A 21,372-nucleotide genomic window follows, 5' to 3' on the forward strand; every position below is an offset into this window, starting at 1 on the left:
ATGCGCATCCTGCACACCGGTGACTGGCACCTGGGCCGGACCCTGCTCGGGGCCGACCTGCTGCCACACCAGGCAGCCTTCCTCGACCACCTGGTCGGGGTCGTCGTGCAGCGCTCGGTCGACCTGGTCGTCATCGCCGGCGACGTCTACGACCGGGCGATCCCACCCGTCGACGCCGTCCGCATGCTCTCCACGGCGCTCGAGCGGCTCGCCGCGGTGGCGACGGTGGTGGTCACGCCCGGCAACCACGACTCGGCGGCCCGACTGGGGTTCGGGTCCGGCGTGATGAACGACCGCGTCCGCATCCTGGCGGAACCCGCACACGTGGCCGACCCGGTCCTGGTCGACGACCCCGACGGTGCCGTGGCGGTCTACGGCATCCCCTACCTGCAGCCCGACCTGGTGCGGTACGCCCTGGCCGACGTGCCCGACGAACCCCTCGCGCGCTCGCACCAGGCCGTCGTCGCTGCCGCGGTCGCACGCATCCGGGCCGACCTCGACGATCGACCGGGCACCCGCTCAGTGGTCGTCGCGCACGCCTTCGTCGGTGGCGCCGAGCCGAGTGACAGCGAACAGGACATCCGCGTCGGCGGCGTCGACCGCGTCGCCGAGTCGGTGTTCGCGGACTTCGACTACGTCGCACTCGGGCACCTGCACGGTCCGCAGCGCGTCGGCGGCTCCGAGCGCATCCGCTACGCCGGGTCGCCGCTGGCGTTCTCGTTCGGCGAGCGGCACCAGGTGAAGTCGGTGAACCTCGTCGACCTGGCCGCCGACGGCAGCGTCACTGTCGAGCTGCTGCCGGTCCCCGTGCCCCGGCCGCTGGTCGACGTGCGCGGCACCATCGACGCGATCGAGTCCGGCACACACGCGCAGCACGCCGACGCCTGGGTCCGGGTCGCGGTGACCGACGCCGTGCACCCCGAGCGCATGTACGCCCGGGTCAAGGACCGCTTCCGGCACGCGCTCGCCATCACCCACGAACCGGCCGACGCGCCGGAACGCACATCGGGTCGTGCCGTCACCGCGACGTCCGACCCGGTCGAGGTCACGGCCGACTTCGTCACCTACGCCACGGGTGCCGCTCCCACGGACGACGAGCTCGCCGTCCTGCGTGACGCGTACGAAGCCGCGGCGGCGTCGCTGTCCGAGCAGGACCGGGCGGCACGCTGATGTACCTGCACCGCCTCGACCTGCGCGCCATCGGCCCCTACCCGGACCGCGTCACGATCGACTTCGCAGCGCTCGCCGCCTCGGGGGTGTTCCTGCTCGAGGGCCCCACCGGATCGGGCAAGTCGACCATCATCGACGCCGTGGTCTTCGCGCTGTACGGCGGGCTCGCGGGCAGCGACGCCAGCAGCGACCGTCTGCACAGCCAGCACGCCGACCCCGCGGTCGAGCCGTACGTCGAGCTCGTCTTCGAGACGGGTGCCGGCGTGTTCCGCGTCCGTCGCACGCCGCAGTACGAGCGCCCCAAGCAGCGCGGCACCGGTACCGTCCGGCAGAACGCCTCGGCCACCCTCAGCCGTCTCACCAGCCCGACCGATCCCGCCGGCGACGCCGTGTCCGCCCGTGCGCAGGAGATCGGTGCCGAGGTCGCACGCATCGTCGGACTCGACCGCGCGCAGTTCCTGCAGACCGTCGTGCTGCCGCAGGGTGAGTTCGCCCGGTTCCTCCGCGCGCCCGGCGAAGACCGCCGCAAGCTGCTGCAGTCGCTGTTCGGCACCGAGATCTACGACCGCACGGCCGACGAACTCGCCACCCGACGTCGCACCGCCGCGGCCGAGGTCGACGCAGCGGACGCCCGCGTGCGGGACGCCCTCGCGCGCTTCGCCGAGGCCTCCGGCACCCCCGATGCCGACGAGTCGTCGGCGCCGACCCTCGCGGCCCAGCTGCGTGCGCAGGCCGATGCCGCCGACGCTGCCCGGGTCACGGCCGCTGCCGCTGCCCGCGCGGCCACCGACCACGAACAGGCCGTCGTCGCACGGGTCGCCGCGCTCGACCGCCGTCGTGGGTTCCTGCGTCGTTCGGCAGCGCTCGACCAGGCGTCCGCTGCGGTCGACGCCGCGCGGGTCCGGCTCGCGTCGGGGGAGCGCGCGGCCCGGGTGGCGGCCGTCGCCGACGGGCTCGATGCAGCGCTCTCCCGGGCCGCGCGAGCCCACCACGACCGAGACGCACTGCGGGCACGTCACGGCGTCACCGACCTGGACGCGGCAGCCGAGCGTGACCGTCTGGCCCGGGTGGCGTCCGACGTGCGCCACCTCGTCCCCGTGGCCGAGTCACTGCCCGGGCGGGTCCGTGCACTCGAGGCAGCCCGGACCGACGCCGAGTCGCTCGAGGCGCAGCTCCGCGACCTCGACCAGGCGCTGCAGGACCGTCCGGGCGAACGGGCGCGCATCGTCGCGGCCTCGCACGACGCGGCGATCGTGGCCGCCGACGCGCAGGCAGCCCAGCAGGACGCCGATGCCGTCCAGGTGCTCCGCGTTGCCCAGACGGCGCTCGATGCGGTGGGCTCGCGGGTCATTTCGGCCCAGGCAGCCGTCGCGGCCGCCCGCACTTTGGCGACCGCCGCCGTGCAGGCCGAACAGCACCTGCGTGAACGCCGGATCGCCGGACTCGCCGGCGAGCTCGGTGCCGCCCTCGCGCCGGGTGACGCCTGCCCGGTCTGCGGTTCGGCCGACCACCCGGCCGTCGCGACCCCGCAGGACGACCACCCGACGCCGTCGCAGATCCAGGCGGCCGCCGACACCGCACGCCGGGCCGAGCAGTCCCTCGCCGAGGCCGCCACCGACCTGGCGCTCGAGCGTGCCGAGCGTGACCGGTTGGCGGCCGTCGTCGGGGACGCCGACCCCGAGACACTCGATCACCGCGCCGCGGCCGCCGCGGAACGGCTGCGGGTCGCCCACGACGCGGCCACCAGCGTCGCCGAGCACGAGCGCGCCAAGACCGCGCACGACGAGGCGACCCGGGCGCTCGAACGCGACCGCAACGCCGTTGCCACCCGACGACAGGTGCTCCAGGCGACCACCGAGGCCGACCACGACCGACTGCAGCAGGACACGCGGGCGGTCCAAGCGGCGCAGCGCACGCTCGCAGCAGAACGCACTGTCGTGGTCGCGGCATCGATCGACCCGACCCCGGACGACACGACTCCGGACGACCCAACCCCGGACGACACGACTCCGAACGACCCGACGCCGGACGACCCGACGCTCGACGACCCGACGTCCGACGAATCCGACGACACGACGCTGTCCGACGCCGTCGCGGCCCTCGACGACCGGGTCGCCGCGTTCCGGGCCGTCGCCGACGCGGACGAGCACTGCCGCACGGCCGACGCGGCCGTCACCGAGCGCCAGGCCGAGGTTGCGCAGCTCGTCGCCGACCACGAGTTCGCCGACGTCACCGCCGCACGGGCCGCCGTGCTCGACCCCGCGGACGCGGCTCGTCTGCGCGCCGAGGTCGACCACGCCGACCGCGAGCGCGCCGTCGTCGACGCCGGGCTCGCCGAACCCGCGGTCGTCGCCGCCGCGCACGACGACACCGACGACGTCACGCTCGACCCGGAAGGTGCTCGTGTCGTGACCGCGCAGGCAGCAGCGGCCCTCGACCAGGCCACCCGCACCGCGGCCACGACCGGTGACCGCGCGGTCGCGGCCGAGCGGTGTTCCGCCGACCTCGCCAGGGCGCTCACCCAACGCGCGTCGACGTCGGCGCGCAGTCGCGCCGTCGTCCGGCTCGCCGACATCGCGGCGGGTGCGCCCGGGCACAACACGACCGGCGTGACGCTCGGCACCTACGTGCTGATGCGCCGGTTCGAGGACGTCGTCGCCGCCGCCAACGACCGACTGCGCACGATGCTCGGTGGGCGGTTCACGCTCGAGACCTCCGACGAACGCGAGACCGGCACCCGCTCACGTCGGACGGGTCTGGCGCTGGCGGTCCGCGACCACACCACCGACACCACCCGCGACCCCCGCAGCCTGTCGGGCGGCGAGACATTCACGGTGTCGCTCTGCCTGGCACTCGGGCTGGCAGACGTCGTGCAGGCCGAGGCCGGCGGCGTCTCGCTCGGCACGCTCTTCGTCGACGAGGGCTTCGGCACGCTCGACCCGGAGACCCTCGACGGCGTGGTCGACCAGCTCGCCCGGTTGACGGCTGGCGGCCGACAGGTCGGCATCGTCAGTCACGTCGAAGAACTCAAGCAGCGCATCCCCGAGCGCATCGCCGTGCGCCGCAGCCCGGGCGGCGGCTCACACGTCACCACGACCGTCTGACGGTCAGGGCGTCGGCGCCGTCGAGGTGTCGACCGTGCCGTCGGGCGGCGGCAGGATGTCGGCCGCGATCCACGGGAACACCCACGTGAAGAGCACGAAGACGATCGCCACGAGCAGCACGACGAGCTCGAGGACCTTGAGTGCGGTGGGGCCGGGCAGCAGTCGCCAGACCAGGGGGAAGATCACTTGGGCGTCTCCGACAGTTCCTTCGGGGTGCCGTCCGACACCGGCATCCAGTAGTCCATCTTGGCGTGCACGATGTAGCGCTCCTTGGCGGACCACATCGGGTGGCACGCGGTCAGGGTGAGCCAGCGGTCCTGGGCGGTGGGTTCGACGCCGGGCTGGTTCGGCACCGGCGCGATCGTCTCGATGTGGTCCGGCGTGACGATCTGGCTGTCGGCGACCTTGTAGACGTACCAGACGTCGAAGCCCTTGTCCTTGTCGGTCACGCGCACGACGATCGCGTCGTCGGTCTTCAGGTCGGCGATCTGGTTGAGCGGCTTGCCGTAGGTCACCCGGTGTCCGGCGACGGCGAAGTTGCCCTCGGCGCCGGGCATCGCGGTGTCCTGGTAGTGCCCGAGCCCGATGGTGTTGAGCACCTTCTCACGGTCGGTGCCCTCGCCGATGGGCTGGTCGTAGCCCGCGCCGAAGCGGGGGATCTGCATCGTGCCGAAGACCGTGGACAACCCGGGCGGCTCGGCGAGCACGGGCGCCTGGTCGCGGTGCTCGGTGGGCGTGGGGTTCGAGGTGGGCGGTGCGGTCTGGCCCAGGTCCTTGACGAGCGAGGACTGGTGCTGCGAGGCGACGACGTCGGTCCACCAGGCGGTCCACAGCACGTACAGCCCGGTCCCCGCGCCCGCGATGATCAGCAGTTCGGCCAGCAGCGAGACGAGCGCGCCACCCACCGTCTGGCGAGGCCGACGGCCGCGACCCCGGTGCGCGGGGGCGGCATCCGGTGCGCTCGGTGGCGGGGGGAGTGTCTCGTGGGTGGTCACGTGGCTCCTGATCCGGTCGGACGAGCGTCGAGGTGGACGATGCTCAGGTCTATCAGACCACGGCGAACCGCTGAAGACGGTGTTCTCCACAACACCGGTACCGTGACGGGATGGTCCACGTGATCCGTCCGTTCGCTCCGGCCGACACCGAAGCGGTCGTCGCCCTGTGGGAGTCGTGCGGTCTGGTCCGCCCGTGGAACGACCCGCGACGCGACATCGCGCGCAAGCTGACGGTCCAGCCCGAGCTGTTCCTGGTCGCGACCCAGGACAGCGGCACCGTCGTCGCCGCGGGCATGGCCGGCTTCGACGGGCACCGCGGCTGGGTGAACTACCTGGCCGTCCGCCCCGACCTGCAGGGCTCGGGTCTCGGCCGCCGGATGATGGCCGAGTTCGAACGGCTGCTGCAGGACCTGGGCTGCCCGAAGGTCAACCTGCAGGTGCGAACCGGCAACGAGCAGGTGATCGGCTTCTACGCCTCGCTGGGCTACACCGACGACAACACGGTCTCGATGGGGAAGCGCCTGATCGCCGACGACTGAGCGTTACCGCTCACGCCAGGGCGAGCGTGACCGAGGCGCCGAGCGCCAGCACGATCCCGGCACCCTGCAGCGCCGTCAGCCGTTCCCGCAGCACCACCCCGGCCAGCACCACCGTGCCGATCGGGTACAGCGCGTTGAGCACGCTGATCACGGGCAGCGTCGCCGGGTCGCCGCTCGAGTGCAGCCCCGCCTGGATGCACACGTTCGCCAGCGCGTCGAAGACGCCGCACCCGACGACGACCCAGATCAACCGCCGCCCGTCCGCGGAGCGCAGCCACCGTCCTGGAGGCACGGCAGACCCCGCCACGGCGGCCGACGTCACCGGGTCTGCCGCGCCTCCAGAACGGACGGCCAGCACCGACACGGCGGCCGCCGCACCCAGCAGCACCGCCTGCAGCACCCGCGCGACCACCAGCGGGGCGATCCCCGAGTCCGACGGTGTCTCGTTGAACGCCAGCACGATCCCGCCGAACCCGCACCCGGCGACGGCGGCCAGCACCAGACCGCGGGCCGTGACCCGGGCGCCGCCGGGATCGCGCACCGCGGCGACCAGCACGACCGCGACCACGGCGACGACCAGCGCGCCGACGGCGAGGGGCGACAGCACGGTCCCACGCACCAGCGCGACCACGACCGGCACCACGGCGGCGAAGACGGCGGTGACGGGCGACAGCACGCTCATCGGGCCGATCGCCAACGCCGCGTAGAGCAGCAGCACCGCGATCGATGCGGCCAGCCCGCCGGCGGCACCCCACAGCGTGCCCTGCCACGAGAACCGCCCGCCGAACGCGGCCAGCCCGACCAGCAGCGGGACGATCCCGACGGCTGCGGCGATCGCGGCGACGGTGACGGGGCGCACGCGGCGCGAGGCGACCCCGCCCAGGAAGTCCGCGAACCCGTAGACGAGCGCCCCGGCCAGCCCGAGCAGCACCGTGATCACGGGTCCCATCCTGCCGTGCCCGGTAGCCTGCGCTGCGTGAGCGTTCCCTACACACGACTGTTCCGCGTCGACGGCCGCTGGCGGTGGTGGCGTCCGCTCGTCGCGCTGGCGTTCCTGGCCGGGTGGTACGTCGTCACGCAGATCCTGATCACGGTCGCGTACTTCGTGCCGATCGGTGCGACGCAGGGTGCGCAGGGGCTGATCGACCTCGAGCAGAGCCTGACGAGCGGCGCCCTCGACCCGACGGACCCGCTCGTGCTGTCGCTGTCGCTGGTGTCCCTCGTGGTGCTGCTGCCGGGGATCCTGTTCGCGGTGAAGATCGCGCGCCTGGGCCCGGCCAACACGCTGTCCTCGGTGCGGTTCCGCGTGCGCTGGGGCTGGGCGGCGTGGTGCGTGCTGCCGACGCTCGTCATCGCCGTGGCGTCGTTCATCCTGCAGACCGGGCTGTTCTCGCCCGACGGCATGTTCACGTTCGACGGCGGCTTCGGCTGGAACCACGCCGCGATCGGCCAGTCCACCGTGACGCTCGGCACGCTCACGCTGACGATCGCCATGGTCGTGGTGCTCGTGCCGTTCCAGGGCGCCGCCGAGGAGTACGTGTTCCGTGGCTTCCTGATGCAGTGGATCGGGTCGTGGATCCCGGCCCGGATCGTCGGATCGGTGGTGGCCGTCGTGGTGTCGACCGTCGTGTTCGCCCTGCTGCACATCCCGAACGGCTACAACGTGTGGGGCATCCTGGACGTCGGCTCGTTCGGCCTGGTCGCCGCGATCATCGTCATCCGCACCGGCGGTCTCGAGGCCACGGTGCTGCAGCACGCGTTCAACAACATCATGATCTTCGTGCTGCAGGCGCCGGGCTGGTCGAAGGTGTCGCTCGACTCGTCGAACAGCACCTGGGGCAGCTGGCTGTTCTCGCTCGGCTCGTCGTTGCTCTACTGGGGGATGGTCGAGGCCCTGGCGCACTGGCGGAAGCTCGACCGGCGGTTCCCGGGTGCCGAGGCGCCGCGGTTCCGCGGACCGGTGCCGGTCTGGGCAGGCGGAAAGCGCTGGACCCGTCCTGGAGGCACGACCTGGTCCGGTGCACCCGCTCGCTCCGAGGGCGTGGCCGGGTCCACCGCCGCGGTCGGGTCCGATGGCACGGTCGGGTCCGCTGCGTCCGGCGCTGTGGACAACGCGATCGGTGTCCCCGGTCGCCCGTAGGCTGGTGCCATGAGCTCCACGGCTGCCGTCGCGCCCTCTCCGTCGCGGTCGGCGGCGCTCGAGGTGCTGCGGCGGGTGTGGGGCTACGACGACTTCCGCGGCGAGCAGGCCGCCATCATCGACCGCGTCGTCGCCGGTGACGACGCCCTGGTGCTCATGCCCACGGGTGGCGGCAAGTCGCTCTGCTACCAGGTGCCCGCGCTCGTGCGCGACGGCATCGGGGTCGTGGTGTCGCCGCTCATCGCCCTGATGCAGGACCAGGTCGACGCCCTGGCGGCCAACGGCGTCAAGGCGGCGTTCCTCAACTCCACGCAGGCTCCGGACGAACGCGCCCGAGTCGAGCGCGCCGTCGTGCAGGGCGAGATCGACATGCTCTACCTGGCGCCCGAGCGGCTGAAGCTCGAGTCCACGCGGTCGCTGCTCGACCGTGCTCGCATCGCGCTCTTCGCCATCGACGAAGCCCACTGTGTGGCGCAGTGGGGGCACGACTTCCGCCCGGACTACCTCGAGCTCAGCATCCTGCACGAGCGCTGGCCGACCGTGCCGCGCATCGCGCTCACCGCCACGGCCACGCCGCAGACCCACCGCGAGATCTCCGCACGGCTCGGCCTCGACGACGCCGAGCACTTCGTCGCCGACTTCGACCGGCCGAACATCCAGTACCGCATCGAACCGAAGACCGGTGCGATGCAGCAGCTTCTGACGTTCATCCGCACCGAGCACCGCGGCGACGCCGGCATCGTCTACTGCCTGTCGCGCAACTCCGTCGAGCGCACGGCCGCGGCGCTGGTCGACCAGGGCATCGCGGCGTTGCCGTACCACGCGGGTCTCGACGTGCGGGTGCGCGAACGCAACCAGTCCCGGTTCCTGCGCGAGGACGGCATCGTCATGGTGGCGACCATCGCGTTCGGCATGGGCATCGACAAGCCCGACGTCCGTTTCGTCGCCCACCTCGACCTGCCCAAGTCGGTCGAGGGCTACTACCAAGAGACCGGTCGTGCCGGGCGCGACGGGCTGCCGTCGACCGCGTGGCTGGCGTACGGGCTGAACGACGTCGTGCAGCAGCGCCGCATGATCGACCAGTCCGAGGGTGACGCTGCCCACCGCCGGCAGCTCAGCGCCCACCTCGACGCCATGCTCGCCCTGTGCGAGACGATCGAGTGCCGCCGGGTGCGGTTGCTCGCGTACTTCGGGCAGGAGTCCACCGCGTGCGGCAACTGCGACACGTGCATCGCCCCACCCGAGTCGTGGGACGGCACCGTCCCGGCGCAGAAGCTCCTGTCCACCATCGTGCGGCTCGACCGTGAGCGCGGCCAACGGTACGGCGTCGCACACCTGGTCGACATCCTGGTGGGCAAGTCCTCGCCCCGGGTGCAGGAGCTCCACCACGACACGCTTGCGACATTCGGCATCGGCGCCGACCTGTCCGAGGGCGAGTGGCGAACCGTGGCGCGACAGGTGCTGGCCCAGGGGTACGCCGCGGTGTCGGGCGACGGGTACGGCACGGTCGTCCTCAGCCCGACCAGCGCCGACGTGCTGTCCGGTCGTGTGCAGGTCCTGATGCGCCGCGATCCCGTCAAGGCCCCGCGAGCATCCCGTTCGCGCCGTCAGGTCGTCACGGACATGCCACAAGAGGCCGTGGGCCTGTTCGAGGCGTTGCGCGCATGGCGTGCCGCACAGGCGCGCGAGCAGGGGGTGCCGGCGTACGTCGTGTTCAACGACGCGACCCTGCGAGGCATCGCTGCCGTCCGTCCGTCGGACGTCGATCAGCTCGCCGAGATCTCCGGCGTCGGTGCGGCCAAGCTCGAGTCGTACGGGCGTGCGGTGCTCGACGTGGTAGCCGCGTCGGACTAGCGCGGAGCGCCGCTGTCCGGTTCATGCCGGGTGCGGCATGTGGTCGGTCCACCGGTCACTACACTCGGAACCTCCCGCCCGAGGAGGTCGCTGGTGCCCGGTTCGTCGATGCTCACCACCGTGCTGGGTCGCGCCGTCGTCGCGCCGCTCGCACGGGTGCTGTGGCGACCGAAGATCATCGGCCGCAAGAACGTCCCGAAGCGCGGTGCCGTCATCCTGGCGAGCAACCACCGCTCGTTCATCGACTCGCCCGCGATCACGATCATGGCTCCGCGGAAGGTCTCGTTCCTGGCGAAGCAGGAGTACTTCACCGGCACGGGCTTCCGCGGCGCCGTGTCGCGCGCGTTCTTCAGCGGCATCGGCGCGATCGGCGTCGAACGCGGTGCTGGTGCGGCGGCGCAGCAGGCCCTCGACCTGGGGCTCGCACGGTTGCGTGACGGCGAGGCATTCGCGATCTACCCCGAGGGCACCCGTTCGCTGGACGGCCGGATCTACCGTGGCCGCACGGGGGTGGCCTGGCTCGCGCTGACGAGCGGCGCCCCCGTGGTGCCCGTCGCGCTGTCCGGCACCGAAGACGTGCAGCCCGTCGGCGCGAAGGTCCCGAAGCTCGCCCGCGTGACGATCCAGTTCGGCGAGCCCCTCGACCTGTCGTCGTACGGCGATGCGGCGTCCGGCCGTGCCCGACGCCATGCGACCGACGCGGTGATGGCCGCGATCCAGACGATGAGCGGTCAGGAACCCGCGAACGCCTACAACAACCCGCCGGCGACGATCGTCGAGCGCGTGCGGCGGGCGCTGCACCGGGACGACCCGGGCGAGGCTGTTCAGCCCGACTGACAGTCGGCGATTCTGATGCTCAGTATTGCGTATCAGAAATATCAGTGGTTCAATGGGGGCACCCCGACCGAACCCCTGATCAGAAGGACCGCAGCATGTCGACCACCCCGCTCTTCGACGCCATCGCCCGACGCGCCGACGTCCGCTCCACCACGACGCCCGGTGCGCCGGCGGCGACCGCACCCGAGCGCGCTGCACTCGTGCGCACGGTTCCGGTCTCGCCGATCTCCGCGCCGATGCAGCCGTCGCGTTCGACGTTCGTGCCCGCAGCACTCATCGCCGCGATCGACGACATCCCCGCTGCCGCCCTGGTGTCGGCGCAGCGCGACCACGTGGTGTGCGCCGACCAGCTCGCCCTGGTCGAAGCCGTGGCCGATGCCATCACCCGGGCCGTCGTCGATGCCGTCGTCAACGAGCTCGACCGCATCAGCGCCGACGGCGTCGTCCGCGCCTGAGGCCGCCGGTGACCACGACGCCGGCGTTCCCGCTCCGTCCCCGCGGAGCGGCCCGCGACGCGGCGAACCGGGCGGTCGCCGCACAGACCTCCGCGGCGGCGGTGCCCACCCCCGCCGTCGCGGAGCCCATCCGGCCCCACGGGCGGCGCGCTGCTGCCGGACCGCGGACCGAGCTGCCCGCCCGACACCCACGACGACTCGCGCGCCCGGGTCCACGACGGCCCGACGGACCGCGGCGCCCCACGACCGGCGGCGCCCGCGTCGCTCGCACTGCCCCCGTCGCTCGCACTGCCCCCGTCGCCCGCACTGCCCACATCGCCCGTACTGTCCGCGGGGCCGTGCGGGCGACCGCGCCGCTGCCCCTCGCCGTGATGGCCGTCGTGACGTGCTTCCTCGTGACGGTGACGACGCCCCAACAGGCAGCGGCAAGCACGGTCGGTGCGACCGTGCCGACGTCCGACCGGGCGGTCACGGTGGACACGCAGGACTTCACCGTGCCCGCAGTCGGACCGGGCGGAGTCGTCGTGCGCGACGGGTTCGCGGTCGCCGCGCCGCCGGTGCCGACAGCGCCGACGGGGCCGACCACTGCGCTCGACGGCGACGACGGCATCGCTGCCGTCCGCCCGGTCGCCGGCAGCGTCCCCACGGCAGGGGGCTTCGGTGGCCGCTGGGTCGCGGGCTGCGGCGCGTGCTCCACGAACCACCAGGGACTCGACTTCGCGGCGGCGACGGGCACGCCGGTGGTCGCGGCGATGCCCGGGCGGGTGGTCTCGGCCGGGGTGTCCGGCGGGTACGGCAACCAGGTACTGGTGCAGCACGCGGGCGGCCTGCAGACGCGCTACGGCCACCTGTCCCGGATCGACGTCGCCGTGGGGCAGGTCGTGACGGCGGGCGAGCGGGTCGGCGCGGTCGGCAGCAGCGGGGTCTCGACCGGACCACACCTGCACTTCGAGGTCATCGTGGGGGGCCGTCCCGTCGACCCGGCAGCCTGGCTCGATGCGCGCGGCCTGCTCTGATCGCACCCCGCGCGGCCTGCTCTGAAGACACCGCGCGTAGCGTTCGACAGGTCGGCGGCAGGGTGCCGTTCGGCGGGACGGAGTCAGACGTGCGTGTGACGGTGCTGGGTACAGGAGCCATGGGAGCCGGGGTGGCGCAGTCGCTCCTCCGCGAGCGCCACCGGGTCACGGTGTGGAACCGGAGTCCGGAGCGCGCCCGGCCATTCGGTGACCACGGAGCGACCGTCGCGACCGACGCCGGTGCCGCGGTGTCGGATGCCGAGGTCGTCCTGCTGACCCTGTTCGACACCGATGCCGTCGTGGACGTCCTCGAACAGGCAGCGGGCGAGGCGCCGACCGACGCCGTCTGGGTGCAGTGCTCGACGGTGGGCGTCGAGGGCACCGAGACCGTGGTGCAGCTCGCGCAGAAGTACGGCATCGACCTGGTCGAGGCGATGATGCTCGGCACCAAGGCCCCCGCCGAGCAGGGGAAGCTCACGATGCTCGCTGCCGGACCCGCTGCGACGATCGACCGGATCCAGCCCGTGCTCGACGCCGTCGGCGCCAAGACCGTCCGCGCCGGTGAGCGCGTCGGCGACGGCACCGCGCTGAAGCTCGCGGCGAACGCCTGGATCGCGTCGATCACCGCCGCGACCGGCCAGTCGCTCGCCGTGGCCCGGGGGCTCGGTATCGACCCGGCGCTGTTCCTGAAGGCGATCGCGGGCTCGGCCAGCGACTCCGCCTACGCGCACACCAAGGGCGAGTCGATGCTGGCGGGGGAGTTCCCGGCGCAGTTCGCGCTCGACGGACTCCGGAAGGACATCGGGCTGATCACCGACGCCGCACGGTCGACCGGGGTGTCCACGACGCTGCTCGAAGCGCTCGGCCGGGTGTACGCCGACGCCAGCGCAGCCGGACACGGTGCCGACGACATCGCGGCGGTCGGTACGGCGTTCACGAAGGACTGACCCGGACCAGCGGGAAGTGACGGGGTCGAGCGCCTGGGGGACCCGTGCGCTACCGGCGGAACCAGCGCCGGAGCGTCGCCCCGAGCCGACCGACGGCCTCGTCGTTCATGGTGTTGGCCAGGTCGAAGGCCTCGCGCGCGGGATCGCTGCCGTCACGGATGCGCCGGAGTGCCGCGTCGGCCCGGGCGCGTGCGTCGAGCTCGGCGAAGGGCATGTCGTCCTCGGGCTCGTGCGGACGCGTCTGGGTCATGTGGACACGCTACGCGCGACGAGGTGCGCGCATGCCGTCGCCGTCGCTGCTGCTGGCGGCGGCACGGTCGGCGTCGATCTCGTCGACCACCGAGGTCATCTCGTCGAGGAAGTCCACGATGACGGCCATGTCGTCCCCGGGCAGGTGCTCGGCGACCTCGAGCGTGCGGGAGTCGAGGTCGTCGATGACCCGGATGGCCTGCCGCATCGAGGACCCGGAGGCGCTGAGGATCACGCCACGGCGGTCGTCCGGGTCGGGACGCCGTTCGACGTGACCGCTGCGGACCAGGCGGTCCACGAGCGCCGAGGTCGACGCGGGCGTGATGCCGAGTCGCTCGGCGAGTTCCTTGGCGTTCGTGGTGCGACCGGCGGTCTCGGCCTCGATCAGCAGACGCAGCGCGAGCAGGGCGTTCTCACCGATGCCGAGGGCCTCGCGCGCACGACGCTGCGCGGCGCTCTCGGCCGTGCGGTAGCGACGGAGCGCGTTGAGCACGTCGACTGCATCGACCCGGGATCCATCGCCGTACCAGAACCCCGCGGTGTGCGTCGTCACCTCGGAAGACATGGCCCAATGCTAGACGCTCTAGTTAGGTTGTCTAGCGAGCGAGGCGGTCTCGCACAGCAGACAGCCGGTCTGCGCGTCCACGACAGCCGGTCTGCGCGCCTGCAACACCCGTGACGCGGCTCGGAAACACCGTCGCAACGCGGGGTCAGTAGGTTCGCCGCATGCAGGAGCAGCGGTGCTGAGCGGACTCGCGGGGAGCGTGTTCCGGGTGGGTGCGGCCGTCGAACGCGCCGACGTGATCGCCCGGCTGCTCGACGCGTACCTGGCCAAGCCCGACGCGACGAGCGGCCCGGCCGACCCGGTCGTCGCGCGGGAACTCCGGGTCGTGGCCGGCGCGGCCGTGACCCCGCGTTCGGTGCTGGACGCCACTGCGACGCTCGAGCTGCTGGCGCTCGACCGGCACGAGCCCGCGTCGATCGCGAACGCGGTCGCCGTGGCGCGCGACGACGCCCGGCGTGCGCGTGACGTCGTCTCCACCGAGCTGTGGGACGCGCTCAACGTCACGCGCTCGCGGCTGCCGCGCAAGATCGCCGCGGGGCGGGAACACGAGTTCCTGGCGTGGGTGCGGGAACGGAGCGCCTTGGCCGTGGGCGTCGTCGAGGGGGACGCCAGCCGCGACCAGGTCTGGGAGTTCTTCACGCTCGGTCGGTCGCTCGCACGGTGTGCCGCCACCGCACGGCTGCTGGCATCCGAGCTGCTCGACCCCGAGTCCGGGCGGTCGTGGGCGACCGCGCTGCGCGCGTGCGGTGTCGGCGAGGCCTTCCACCGCGAGGCCCGGCCGGGTGCACCGGCATCGGAGGCTGCGGCGTTCCTGCTGCTCGACGGGCACTGTCCGCGGTCGGTGCTGTTCCTGACGCAGCGTGCCGAGGCGTGCCTGGCGGACGTGGCACCCGCGCTGGTGCCCGAGGGGCTCGCCGAGCTGCGGGACGCGGGCGCGGCGCTCCGGACGATCCTGCCGGCAGACGCGGTCGAGGCGGCCCGCCCGGCCGGACGGCGACTCGCCTCGGTGGCGGACCGGGTGGCACGCGCGCTCGACGAGCACGTGTTCGCCGGGGCAGCGGCGGGCTGAGTGCGCCGGTCGTGCTGCGGATCCAGACGCGACCAGACGACGGACGGGAGGCCCGGTGCCGGCCCGCACCGGGCCTCCTGTCCGGGGGTGGTCGCGACCGGTCCGTGGGTCAGACGCCGCTGGAACGGCTGGAGACGGCTTCGTCGCGTGCCAGGTCCTGGCGGAGGGCGGCGCGAGCGGCACGGGGGCTGATCACCGGGATCGAGTGCGTGACGGCCAGGTGCAGGCGGGTGTCGGCGTCGTACCGCAGCCGGAAGTGCTGGTAGCGGACGAGCCAGACGAGCGCGATGGCGAGTGCCACGAACCCGGAGGCCGCACCGACGCCGATCGCCCAGCGCGGACCCCACGCATCGGCGATCGCACCGACGATGGGCGCGCCGATCGGGGTGCCGCCCGCGAAGATCGCCATGTACAGCGCCATCACACGACCGCGCATCGCGGGCTTCGTCGTGGTCTGCACCAGGGCGTTCGCGGTGGTCATGAACGTCAGCGAGGCCAGGCCGACGAACATCAGCACGATCGCGAAGGACCAGTAGGTCGGGGCGAACGCGGCCGCGGTGCACGCCAGGCCGAAGCCCGCACTGGCGACGACGAGCAGGCGCATGCGGGGGCGCTCACGGCGGGCGGACAGCAGCGCGCCGAGCACGGAGCCGATCGCCATGACCGAGTTGAGCAGACCGAACTCGCCGGCGCCCTTGTGGAACTCCACGCGGGCCATGGTCGAGGTGAAGATGGGGAAGTTCACGCCGAACGTGCCGACGACGAAGATCATGCAGAGCACGACGATGATGTCGGGGCGGGTGCGGACGTACCGGAAGCCCGCCATGATCTGGCCCTTGCCACGCTTGGCCCGGATGCGGTCGGCGAGCTGTTCCGGGTCCACGAACTTCAGGGCACCCAGAACGGCGGCGAACGAGGCCGCGTTGATGATGAACACCCAGCCGGACCCGATCGCGGCGATGAGCACGCCGGCGACGGCGGGGCCGATGAGCCGGGCGGCGTTGAACGACGCGGAGTTCAGCGCGACGGCGTTCGAGACGTGTTCGCCCGTGACGACGTCGGACACGAAGGCCTGCCGGACCGGGGTGTCGAACGCGGCGACGATGCCGAGGGCCAGCGCGAACGTGTACAGCCACAGCAGGGTGGCGGTGTCCGTGACGACCATGATCCCCAGGCCGAGCCCGAGCATGCCCATCAGGGCCTGGGTGACCATGAGCGTGCGGCGGCGATCGAAGCGGTCGGCCACCAGGCCGGTCCAGGGCAGCAGCACCAGCTGGGGGCCGAACTGCAGCGCCATCGTGATGCCGACCGCGATGGCGTTGTCGTGGGTGAGCTGCGTCAGGACGATCCAGTCCTGCGCGGTCCGCTGCATCCAGGTGCCGATGTTCGACACCAGGGCACCGGCGAACCAGATGCGGTAGTTGCGTCCCGACAGGGACCGGAACATGGCCGTCACTGGTGGGCCAGCCTCCTCATGATGTCGGTGGCGTCGGTCAGGACGCGGCGTTCGGCGGGGGTGAGCACGGCGAGCTTCGGCGACAGCCAGTCGTCGCGGCGTCGGCGGGTCTCGACGACGAAGTCGGCCCCGGCCGGTGTCGCGCCGATGAGCACCTTGCGGCGGTCGTCGCCGTGGTCGCCCTTGGACACCAGACCGCGGTCGATGAGCGCCGCGACCGTCTTGGTCATGGACGGGGGTGTCACGCCGTCGCCGCGGCTGAGGTCGGCGAGGGTCATCGGTCCGTCGCGGTGCAGTCGAGCGAGGGCCGAGAACATCGCGTCGCTGACGCTCGAGTCGGCCTTCTGTGCACGCAGGGTGCGCGAGAGCCGGTTCACCGCGACGCGCAGATCCGTGCTGAGCGACGGGTGCGGCGCGCTGGTCGCAGGGGTGCTGATCGTCGTCACGGTCGTTAGCCTACCTCATTAGTTCAGCGAACGAACTGGTTGGGGTCGGAATGCCGAGTGGAGGAGTATCGTTCCCCGCATAGGCAACAGGTGTTGTCCACAGCTGAGCAGAGAGAAGCACACAATGTCCGAGTTCGAGGGCAAGGTCGCCATCGTCACCGGTGGCGGCAGCGGCATCGGCGAAGCCATCGCGAAGGAGCTCGCAGCAGCGGGCGCGAAGGTCGTCGTCACCGACATCAAGCTCGACGGCGCCCAGCGCGTCGTCGCGTCGATCGAGGGAGCGGGCGGCACTGCGGTCGCGTTCGAGGCGAACTCGGCCGTCGCCGCCGACGACGAGCGCATGGTCCGGTTCGCGGTCGACACCTACGGCGCACTGCACCTCGCCGTGAACAACGCCGGCATCGGCGCTGCACCCCAGCCGATCGGCGAGTACGACATCGCCGCGTGGGACCGCGTGCGGTCGGTCGACCTGGACGGCGTCTTCTACGGCATGCGCTACGAGATCCCCGCGATGCTGGCCGCCGGTGGTGGGGCGATCGTCAACATGTCGAGCGTCCTCGGCTCGGTCGGCCTCGCGCAGAACGCCGCCTACGTGGCATCGAAGCACGCGCTGGTCGGTCTGACCAAGGTCGCGGCGCTCGAGTACACGTCGCAGGGCGTCCGCACGAACGCCGTCGGCCCGGGCTTCATCGACACCCCGCTGGTCCGTTCGTCGCTGTCGGCCGATGCGCTGTCGGCGCTCGAGTCCGAGCACGCGGCCGGCCGACTGGGCACCGACGCCGAGGTCGCGGCGCTCGTCCTGTTCCTGCTGAGCGACAAGGCCTCGTTCATCTCGGGTAGCTACCACCTGGTGGACGGCGGCTACTCCGCCCACTGACGCGGGGGTCCGGACAGGGGGCCCTGCGCACGTCCCCGACGTCGGGGACGTGCGCAGGGCCTCCTGTCCGTCCGCCGGTTGCGTCGCCGGGTCGTCTCACCGGCTGATCGCGTCGTGGGGCAGCAGCGCGTGCACGCCCCACGTGCGGTTCGCCACCTGGGTCACCCGCATGCTGACCGCCACGCTGGCCATCGCCAGGGCCTCGGCGCGGGTGATGTCGTGCTCACCGGCGATCCAGTCGACCACGGCGTCGAGCGCGGTCGTCGTGGCGGTGTTCAGGTCGGCGTCGAACCCGAACGTGATCCGCCCGGCCGGAGTGTCGGCGTGGATGCCGGCGACGGGGGCCGAGTCCAGCAGCGCGAGCGTCATCGTCGTGGTCATCCCGCACTCGACCGCGGTGCCCGAGACCTCGCCGTCGCCCTGGGCCGCGTGGCCGTCCCCGACCGACAGCAGCGCGTCGGGCACGGTGACGGGCAGGTACAGCGTCGCGCCGGCGACGAGCTCGCGGCAGTCGATGTTGCCGCCGCCGACCGGCCGCGGCGGGATCGTCGAGTGCTCGCCCGAGGGTTCGGGCGGCAGCCCGACCACGCCGAGGAACGGCGCCGTGCGGACGCCCAGCCCGAGCTGGTTGCGTGCGGTCCCGGCGGCAGCGTCGACCTCCCACAGCAGCGGTCCGCGCGACGCCGGGTCCGTCAGCCCGAGCGCCCGGGTGACCGGGCTGTCCACGCCGCCGGACGCCGTGTAGCCCCAGTCGTCCGGCACCAGGTCGTCGAAGCGGACGGCGAGCACCTGCCCGGGCCGGGCACCGGTCACGGCGATCGGCCCGACCAGGCAGTGGCCGCGTCGCGAGGGGATGAGCGTCGGCGCCTCGGCACCGGCCTCGGCCAACCGCTCGGTGTAGCCGGCGGCGTTCAGCGTCCGGACGGTCACGGTGTCACCCGGTCCGACGCGGAGCACGGGCGCGCGCTCCGCGTCGAACACGTCGGCGACGGTGTCGGACGAGGCATCGATCCTGTGGTGGGTCACCCGTCGATCCTGTCAGGCGGGTGACCCAGCGGGTCCCGCTACTGGTGGAACTGCGGGATCGTCAGCCAGATCCCGTACAGCACCGCAGCGGCGCACAGCGCGAAGCAGAGGACCGCGGCGGCCATCGCTCCGAGCGGCGTCGTGCCGGAGCGCGGGGTCTCCTCCGAGTACTGGGTGCGCTCGCCGCCGGCGTCGGCGGGCTGTCCGGTGCTCAGGAAGCGCAGACCGAGCGTGTAGAGCAGCACCACGCCGACGGCGGCCACGAAGCCGACGCCCGCCACCGTGCCGATGGCCCCGAAGTCGATGGTCATCGTCGTGCCTCTCAGTTCTTCGTGGCGGCCACGGGCTCGCGCTCCGTGGTGCCCTCGTGGATGTCGGCGGCCGAGATCGGCTTGCGCTTGGCCAGGGCGTAGAACGTCAGGCCGGCTGCGAGTGCCAGGACCGCGACGAGCACGAGCCCGATCACCGAGGTCGAGGCCAGCCACGTGGCCAGACCGCCGACCAGTGCGGCGGCGGGGAGCGTGATCACCCAGGCGATCACGATGCGGCCGACGACGCCCCAGTGCACGTCGGCGAGCTTCTTGCCGAGGCCGGAGCCGACGACCGAGCCACTGGTGACGTGGGTGGTCGAGAGCGCGAAGCCCAGGTGCGACGACACCAGGATCGTCGCCGCGGAGCTGGTCTCGGCCGCGAAGCCCTGCGGGGACTGCACGTCGGAGATCTTCTTGCCGACGGTCTGCATGATGCGCCAGCCGCCCATGTACGTGCCGAGGGCGATCGCGAGCCCACAGGCCAGGATCACCCAGAGCGCCGGGCCGGTGCCGGCGTCCTGGTAGTTCGCGGTGATGAGGGTCAGCGTGATGACCCCCATCGTCTTCTGCGAGTCGTTGGTGCCGTGCGCGAGCGACACGAGCGAGGCGGAGATCGTCTGGCCGTGCCGGAAGCCCGTGGCGGCACCGTGGGTCGTCGCGTTCTTCGTGAGCCGGTAGGCGATGAACGTCGCGACCAGGGCGATCACGCCCGCGATCACCGGCGACAGCAGTGCCGGCAGCACGACCTTCGACACGACGGTCGCCCAGTCGACGGAGTTCAGCCCGGCGCCGATGATCGACGCACCGATCAGCCCGCCGAACAGGGCGTGGGTGGACGACGACGGCAGGCCGAAGTACCAGGTGGCGAGGTTCCACAGCACGGCCCCGACCAGTCCGGCGAAGATCATCGTCGGGCTGATGTGGATGCCGTCCTGGCCCTCGCGGATGATGCCCTGCGAGACGGTCTTGGCGACCTCGGTGGACAGGAACGCGCCGACCAGGTTCAGGACGGCGGAGATGAGCACGGCGGTCCGGGGCTTGAGCGCCCCGGTTGCGACCGACGTGGCCATGGCGTTGGCGGTGTCGTGGAACCCGTTCGTGAAGTCGAACACGAGGGCCACCACGATCACGAGCACGACGATGACGAGGACGTCCATGGCGGTGACGCTAGGCCCGGGCGTGAGCGGCCGGGTGAACGCAGGGTGAACAGGTGCGCGGGTCTGCCAAGATGCTCACGTGCCGACCTACTCAGCTGCCCGCGGCGACGCGTCGTTCGTCGATCCGCACGGGATCGAGATCGTGTACTCGACCTGGCGTGCGGGCCGGCCCAAGGGCGTCGTGCAGATCGCCCACGGCGTCGGCGAGTACGCCCTGCGGTACGAGCGGCTGGCGCAGGACCTGGCCCGTGCCGGGTACACGGTCGTCGCGAACGACCACCGCGGGCACGGGCGCACCGGCCTGGCCCAGTGGGACGGCGACCACGCCAAGCTCGGCCGGCTGGGCCCCGGCGGATTGCGTGCCGCGATCGCCGCCGTCGAGCAGACCTCGCGCATCGCCCGGCAGGACACCCCCGGTGTGCCGCTGGTGCTGCTCGGACACTCGCTGGGATCGCTGATGGCGCAGCGGATCGTCAACACGACCAGCCGTGCCTACGACGGGGTGGTCCTGTCTGCCACCGCGTACCGCCTGCCCGGCACGATGAACAGCGGCGACCTGAACCGCCGGCACGCAGCGCTCGGCCCGACCCGGTTCGAGTGGCTCAGCCGCGACCGGGCGATCGTCGACGCGATGGCCGCCGACCCGCTCGTGGTCGACGCGAACGTCGTCAAGCTGTTCGGCGTGGTCGACGCCCTGCGGCTGCTCGGCGTCCCGCGACGGCACATCGAGCACGACGTCCCGATGCTGCTGCAGGTCGGCTCCGAGGACAGCCTGGGCGGCCCGCGCTCGGTCGAACGGCTCGCGAAGGCCTACCGGGGTCGCGGCGGGCTGAGCGACGTGACCGTCCACGTGTACGAGGGTGCCCGGCACGAGATCTACAACGAGACCAACCGCGACGAGGTCGTGGCCGACCTGGTGACGTGGCTCGGTCGGGTCGTCGGTCGTTGACCGTGCCGGACCAGACGGCCACCGCGGTCACCCTCGGATGGTTCGTCATCCGCCGCGCGCACGCCCCGGGCCGCGACGTGTGACGGAACGCGACCGGCGGTGACCATGGACCGGACTGGAGGCGCATGGCGGCGCCGCCACGCGCCTCCAGTCCGATGCGTGCCAGGCCACCCAGCGGCACGTGCTCAGGGCGGGCACCAGAGCGCCCAG

At 72.4% G+C, this 21,372-nt stretch carries 22 protein-coding genes; 12 read left to right on the forward strand and 10 right to left on the reverse strand.

Annotated elements, in window-relative coordinates:
- Both ACLBWP_RS10000 and ACLBWP_RS10005 read left to right on the forward strand, forming a co-directional pair.
- A complete protein-coding gene (locus ACLBWP_RS10000) occupies nucleotides 1-1,170 on the forward strand; it encodes a metallophosphoesterase family protein (protein ID WP_447655053.1) in 1,170 nt (389 codons plus the stop codon).
- A complete protein-coding gene (locus tag ACLBWP_RS10005) occupies nucleotides 1,170-4,274 on the forward strand; it encodes an AAA family ATPase (RefSeq protein ID WP_447655054.1) in 3,105 nt (1,034 codons plus the stop codon). Before ACLBWP_RS10000 ends, ACLBWP_RS10005 begins: the two co-directional genes overlap by 1 nt.
- A gap of 3 nt (nucleotides 4,275-4,277) precedes the next feature.
- Here the strand turns inward: ACLBWP_RS10005 and ACLBWP_RS10010 are convergent, their stop codons facing one another.
- A complete protein-coding gene (locus ACLBWP_RS10010; RefSeq protein WP_447655055.1) occupies nucleotides 4,278-4,460 on the reverse strand; it encodes a hypothetical protein in 183 nt (60 codons plus the stop codon).
- A complete protein-coding gene (locus ACLBWP_RS10015) occupies nucleotides 4,457-5,269 on the reverse strand; it encodes a class E sortase (protein ID WP_447655056.1) in 813 nt (270 codons plus the stop codon). Before ACLBWP_RS10015 ends, ACLBWP_RS10010 begins: the two co-directional genes overlap by 4 nt.
- A gap of 110 nt (nucleotides 5,270-5,379) precedes the next feature.
- Here ACLBWP_RS10015 and ACLBWP_RS10020 point away from each other — a divergent pair, with 110 nt between their 5' ends.
- A complete protein-coding gene (locus tag ACLBWP_RS10020) occupies nucleotides 5,380-5,808 on the forward strand; it encodes a GNAT family acetyltransferase (protein ID WP_447655057.1) in 429 nt (142 codons plus the stop codon).
- A gap of 10 nt (nucleotides 5,809-5,818) precedes the next feature.
- On the opposite strand, the gene ACLBWP_RS10025 is transcribed toward ACLBWP_RS10020, so the two are convergent.
- Nucleotides 5,819-6,748 carry an EamA/RhaT family transporter gene (locus ACLBWP_RS10025; RefSeq protein WP_447655058.1) on the reverse strand — a complete coding sequence of 310 codons (930 nt, stop codon included), beginning with the start codon at nucleotides 6,746-6,748 and terminating at the stop codon, nucleotides 5,819-5,821.
- Nucleotides 6,749-6,784: 36 nt separating this feature from the next.
- Between ACLBWP_RS10025 and ACLBWP_RS10030 the strand changes: the two genes are divergently transcribed.
- From ACLBWP_RS10030 to ACLBWP_RS10055, 6 genes are all read left to right on the forward strand, one after another.
- On the forward strand, nucleotides 6,785-7,948 hold the full coding sequence (locus ACLBWP_RS10030; RefSeq protein WP_447655059.1) for a CPBP family intramembrane glutamic endopeptidase: 1,164 nt from the start codon (nucleotides 6,785-6,787) through the stop codon (nucleotides 7,946-7,948).
- 9 nt (nucleotides 7,949-7,957) lie between these two features.
- Complete coding sequence (gene recQ, locus ACLBWP_RS10035; RefSeq protein WP_447655060.1) at nucleotides 7,958-9,802, forward strand: DNA helicase RecQ; 1,845 nt, start codon at nucleotides 7,958-7,960, stop codon at nucleotides 9,800-9,802.
- 108 nt (nucleotides 9,803-9,910) lie between these two features.
- Nucleotides 9,911-10,639, forward strand: coding sequence for a lysophospholipid acyltransferase family protein (locus ACLBWP_RS10040; RefSeq protein ID WP_447655137.1), 729 nt, complete (start codon nucleotides 9,911-9,913; stop codon nucleotides 10,637-10,639).
- A gap of 95 nt (nucleotides 10,640-10,734) precedes the next feature.
- On the forward strand, nucleotides 10,735-11,094 hold the full coding sequence (locus ACLBWP_RS10045) for a hypothetical protein (protein ID WP_447655061.1): 360 nt from the start codon (nucleotides 10,735-10,737) through the stop codon (nucleotides 11,092-11,094).
- A 338-nt stretch (nucleotides 11,095-11,432) separates the two neighbouring features.
- A complete protein-coding gene (locus tag ACLBWP_RS10050; RefSeq protein ID WP_447655062.1) occupies nucleotides 11,433-12,110 on the forward strand; it encodes a M23 family metallopeptidase in 678 nt (225 codons plus the stop codon).
- A gap of 95 nt (nucleotides 12,111-12,205) precedes the next feature.
- Complete coding sequence (locus ACLBWP_RS10055) at nucleotides 12,206-13,057, forward strand: NAD(P)-dependent oxidoreductase (RefSeq protein WP_447655138.1); 852 nt, start codon at nucleotides 12,206-12,208, stop codon at nucleotides 13,055-13,057.
- A 49-nt stretch (nucleotides 13,058-13,106) separates the two neighbouring features.
- On the opposite strand, the gene ACLBWP_RS10060 is transcribed toward ACLBWP_RS10055, so the two are convergent.
- A complete protein-coding gene (locus tag ACLBWP_RS10060; protein ID WP_447655063.1) occupies nucleotides 13,107-13,307 on the reverse strand; it encodes a hypothetical protein in 201 nt (66 codons plus the stop codon).
- A 9-nt stretch (nucleotides 13,308-13,316) separates the two neighbouring features.
- Nucleotides 13,317-13,871 (reverse strand): MarR family winged helix-turn-helix transcriptional regulator, encoded by a 555-nt coding sequence (locus ACLBWP_RS10065; protein WP_243564110.1) that lies wholly within the window; start codon nucleotides 13,869-13,871, stop codon nucleotides 13,317-13,319.
- Between the two features lie 175 nt (nucleotides 13,872-14,046).
- Between ACLBWP_RS10065 and ACLBWP_RS10070 the strand changes: the two genes are divergently transcribed.
- Complete coding sequence (locus ACLBWP_RS10070; RefSeq protein ID WP_447655064.1) at nucleotides 14,047-14,940, forward strand: alpha-E domain-containing protein; 894 nt, start codon at nucleotides 14,047-14,049, stop codon at nucleotides 14,938-14,940.
- A gap of 109 nt (nucleotides 14,941-15,049) precedes the next feature.
- Here the strand turns inward: ACLBWP_RS10070 and ACLBWP_RS10075 are convergent, their stop codons facing one another.
- Together ACLBWP_RS10075 and ACLBWP_RS10080 are read right to left on the reverse strand one after the other, a co-directional pair.
- Nucleotides 15,050-16,387 carry an MFS transporter gene (locus ACLBWP_RS10075; protein WP_447655065.1) on the reverse strand — a complete coding sequence of 446 codons (1,338 nt, stop codon included), beginning with the start codon at nucleotides 16,385-16,387 and terminating at the stop codon, nucleotides 15,050-15,052.
- Between the two features lie 5 nt (nucleotides 16,388-16,392).
- The gene (locus tag ACLBWP_RS10080; RefSeq protein ID WP_447655066.1) at nucleotides 16,393-16,842 is read right to left on the reverse strand and encodes a MarR family winged helix-turn-helix transcriptional regulator; all 450 of its coding nucleotides are present in this window, start codon (nucleotides 16,840-16,842) and stop codon (nucleotides 16,393-16,395) included.
- Nucleotides 16,843-16,966: 124 nt separating this feature from the next.
- On the opposite strand from ACLBWP_RS10080, the gene ACLBWP_RS10085 reads away from it, so the two are divergent.
- Nucleotides 16,967-17,719: an SDR family NAD(P)-dependent oxidoreductase gene (locus ACLBWP_RS10085; RefSeq protein ID WP_243564114.1), complete on the forward strand. Its 753-nt coding sequence runs from the start codon at nucleotides 16,967-16,969 to the stop codon at nucleotides 17,717-17,719.
- Nucleotides 17,720-17,815: 96 nt separating this feature from the next.
- On the opposite strand, the gene ACLBWP_RS10090 is transcribed toward ACLBWP_RS10085, so the two are convergent.
- Genes ACLBWP_RS10090 through ACLBWP_RS10100 form a run of 3 tightly spaced genes read right to left on the reverse strand, consistent with a single transcriptional unit; the run spans nucleotide 17,816 to nucleotide 20,213 of the window.
- Complete coding sequence (locus ACLBWP_RS10090; protein ID WP_447655067.1) at nucleotides 17,816-18,745, reverse strand: acetamidase/formamidase family protein; 930 nt, start codon at nucleotides 18,743-18,745, stop codon at nucleotides 17,816-17,818.
- A 38-nt stretch (nucleotides 18,746-18,783) separates the two neighbouring features.
- The gene (locus ACLBWP_RS10095; protein WP_447655068.1) at nucleotides 18,784-19,056 is read right to left on the reverse strand and encodes a hypothetical protein; all 273 of its coding nucleotides are present in this window, start codon (nucleotides 19,054-19,056) and stop codon (nucleotides 18,784-18,786) included.
- 11 nt (nucleotides 19,057-19,067) lie between these two features.
- The gene (locus tag ACLBWP_RS10100) at nucleotides 19,068-20,213 is read right to left on the reverse strand and encodes an anion permease (RefSeq protein ID WP_447655069.1); all 1,146 of its coding nucleotides are present in this window, start codon (nucleotides 20,211-20,213) and stop codon (nucleotides 19,068-19,070) included.
- A 79-nt stretch (nucleotides 20,214-20,292) separates the two neighbouring features.
- Here ACLBWP_RS10100 and ACLBWP_RS10105 point away from each other — a divergent pair, with 79 nt between their 5' ends.
- Entirely contained in the window at nucleotides 20,293-21,162 is an 870-nt protein-coding gene (locus ACLBWP_RS10105) for an alpha/beta fold hydrolase (RefSeq protein ID WP_447655070.1), read from the forward strand.
- The last annotated feature ends 210 nt before the right edge of the window (nucleotides 21,163-21,372 follow it).

It is taken from the genome of Microbacterium sp. M1A1_1b, from assembly GCF_053345565.1.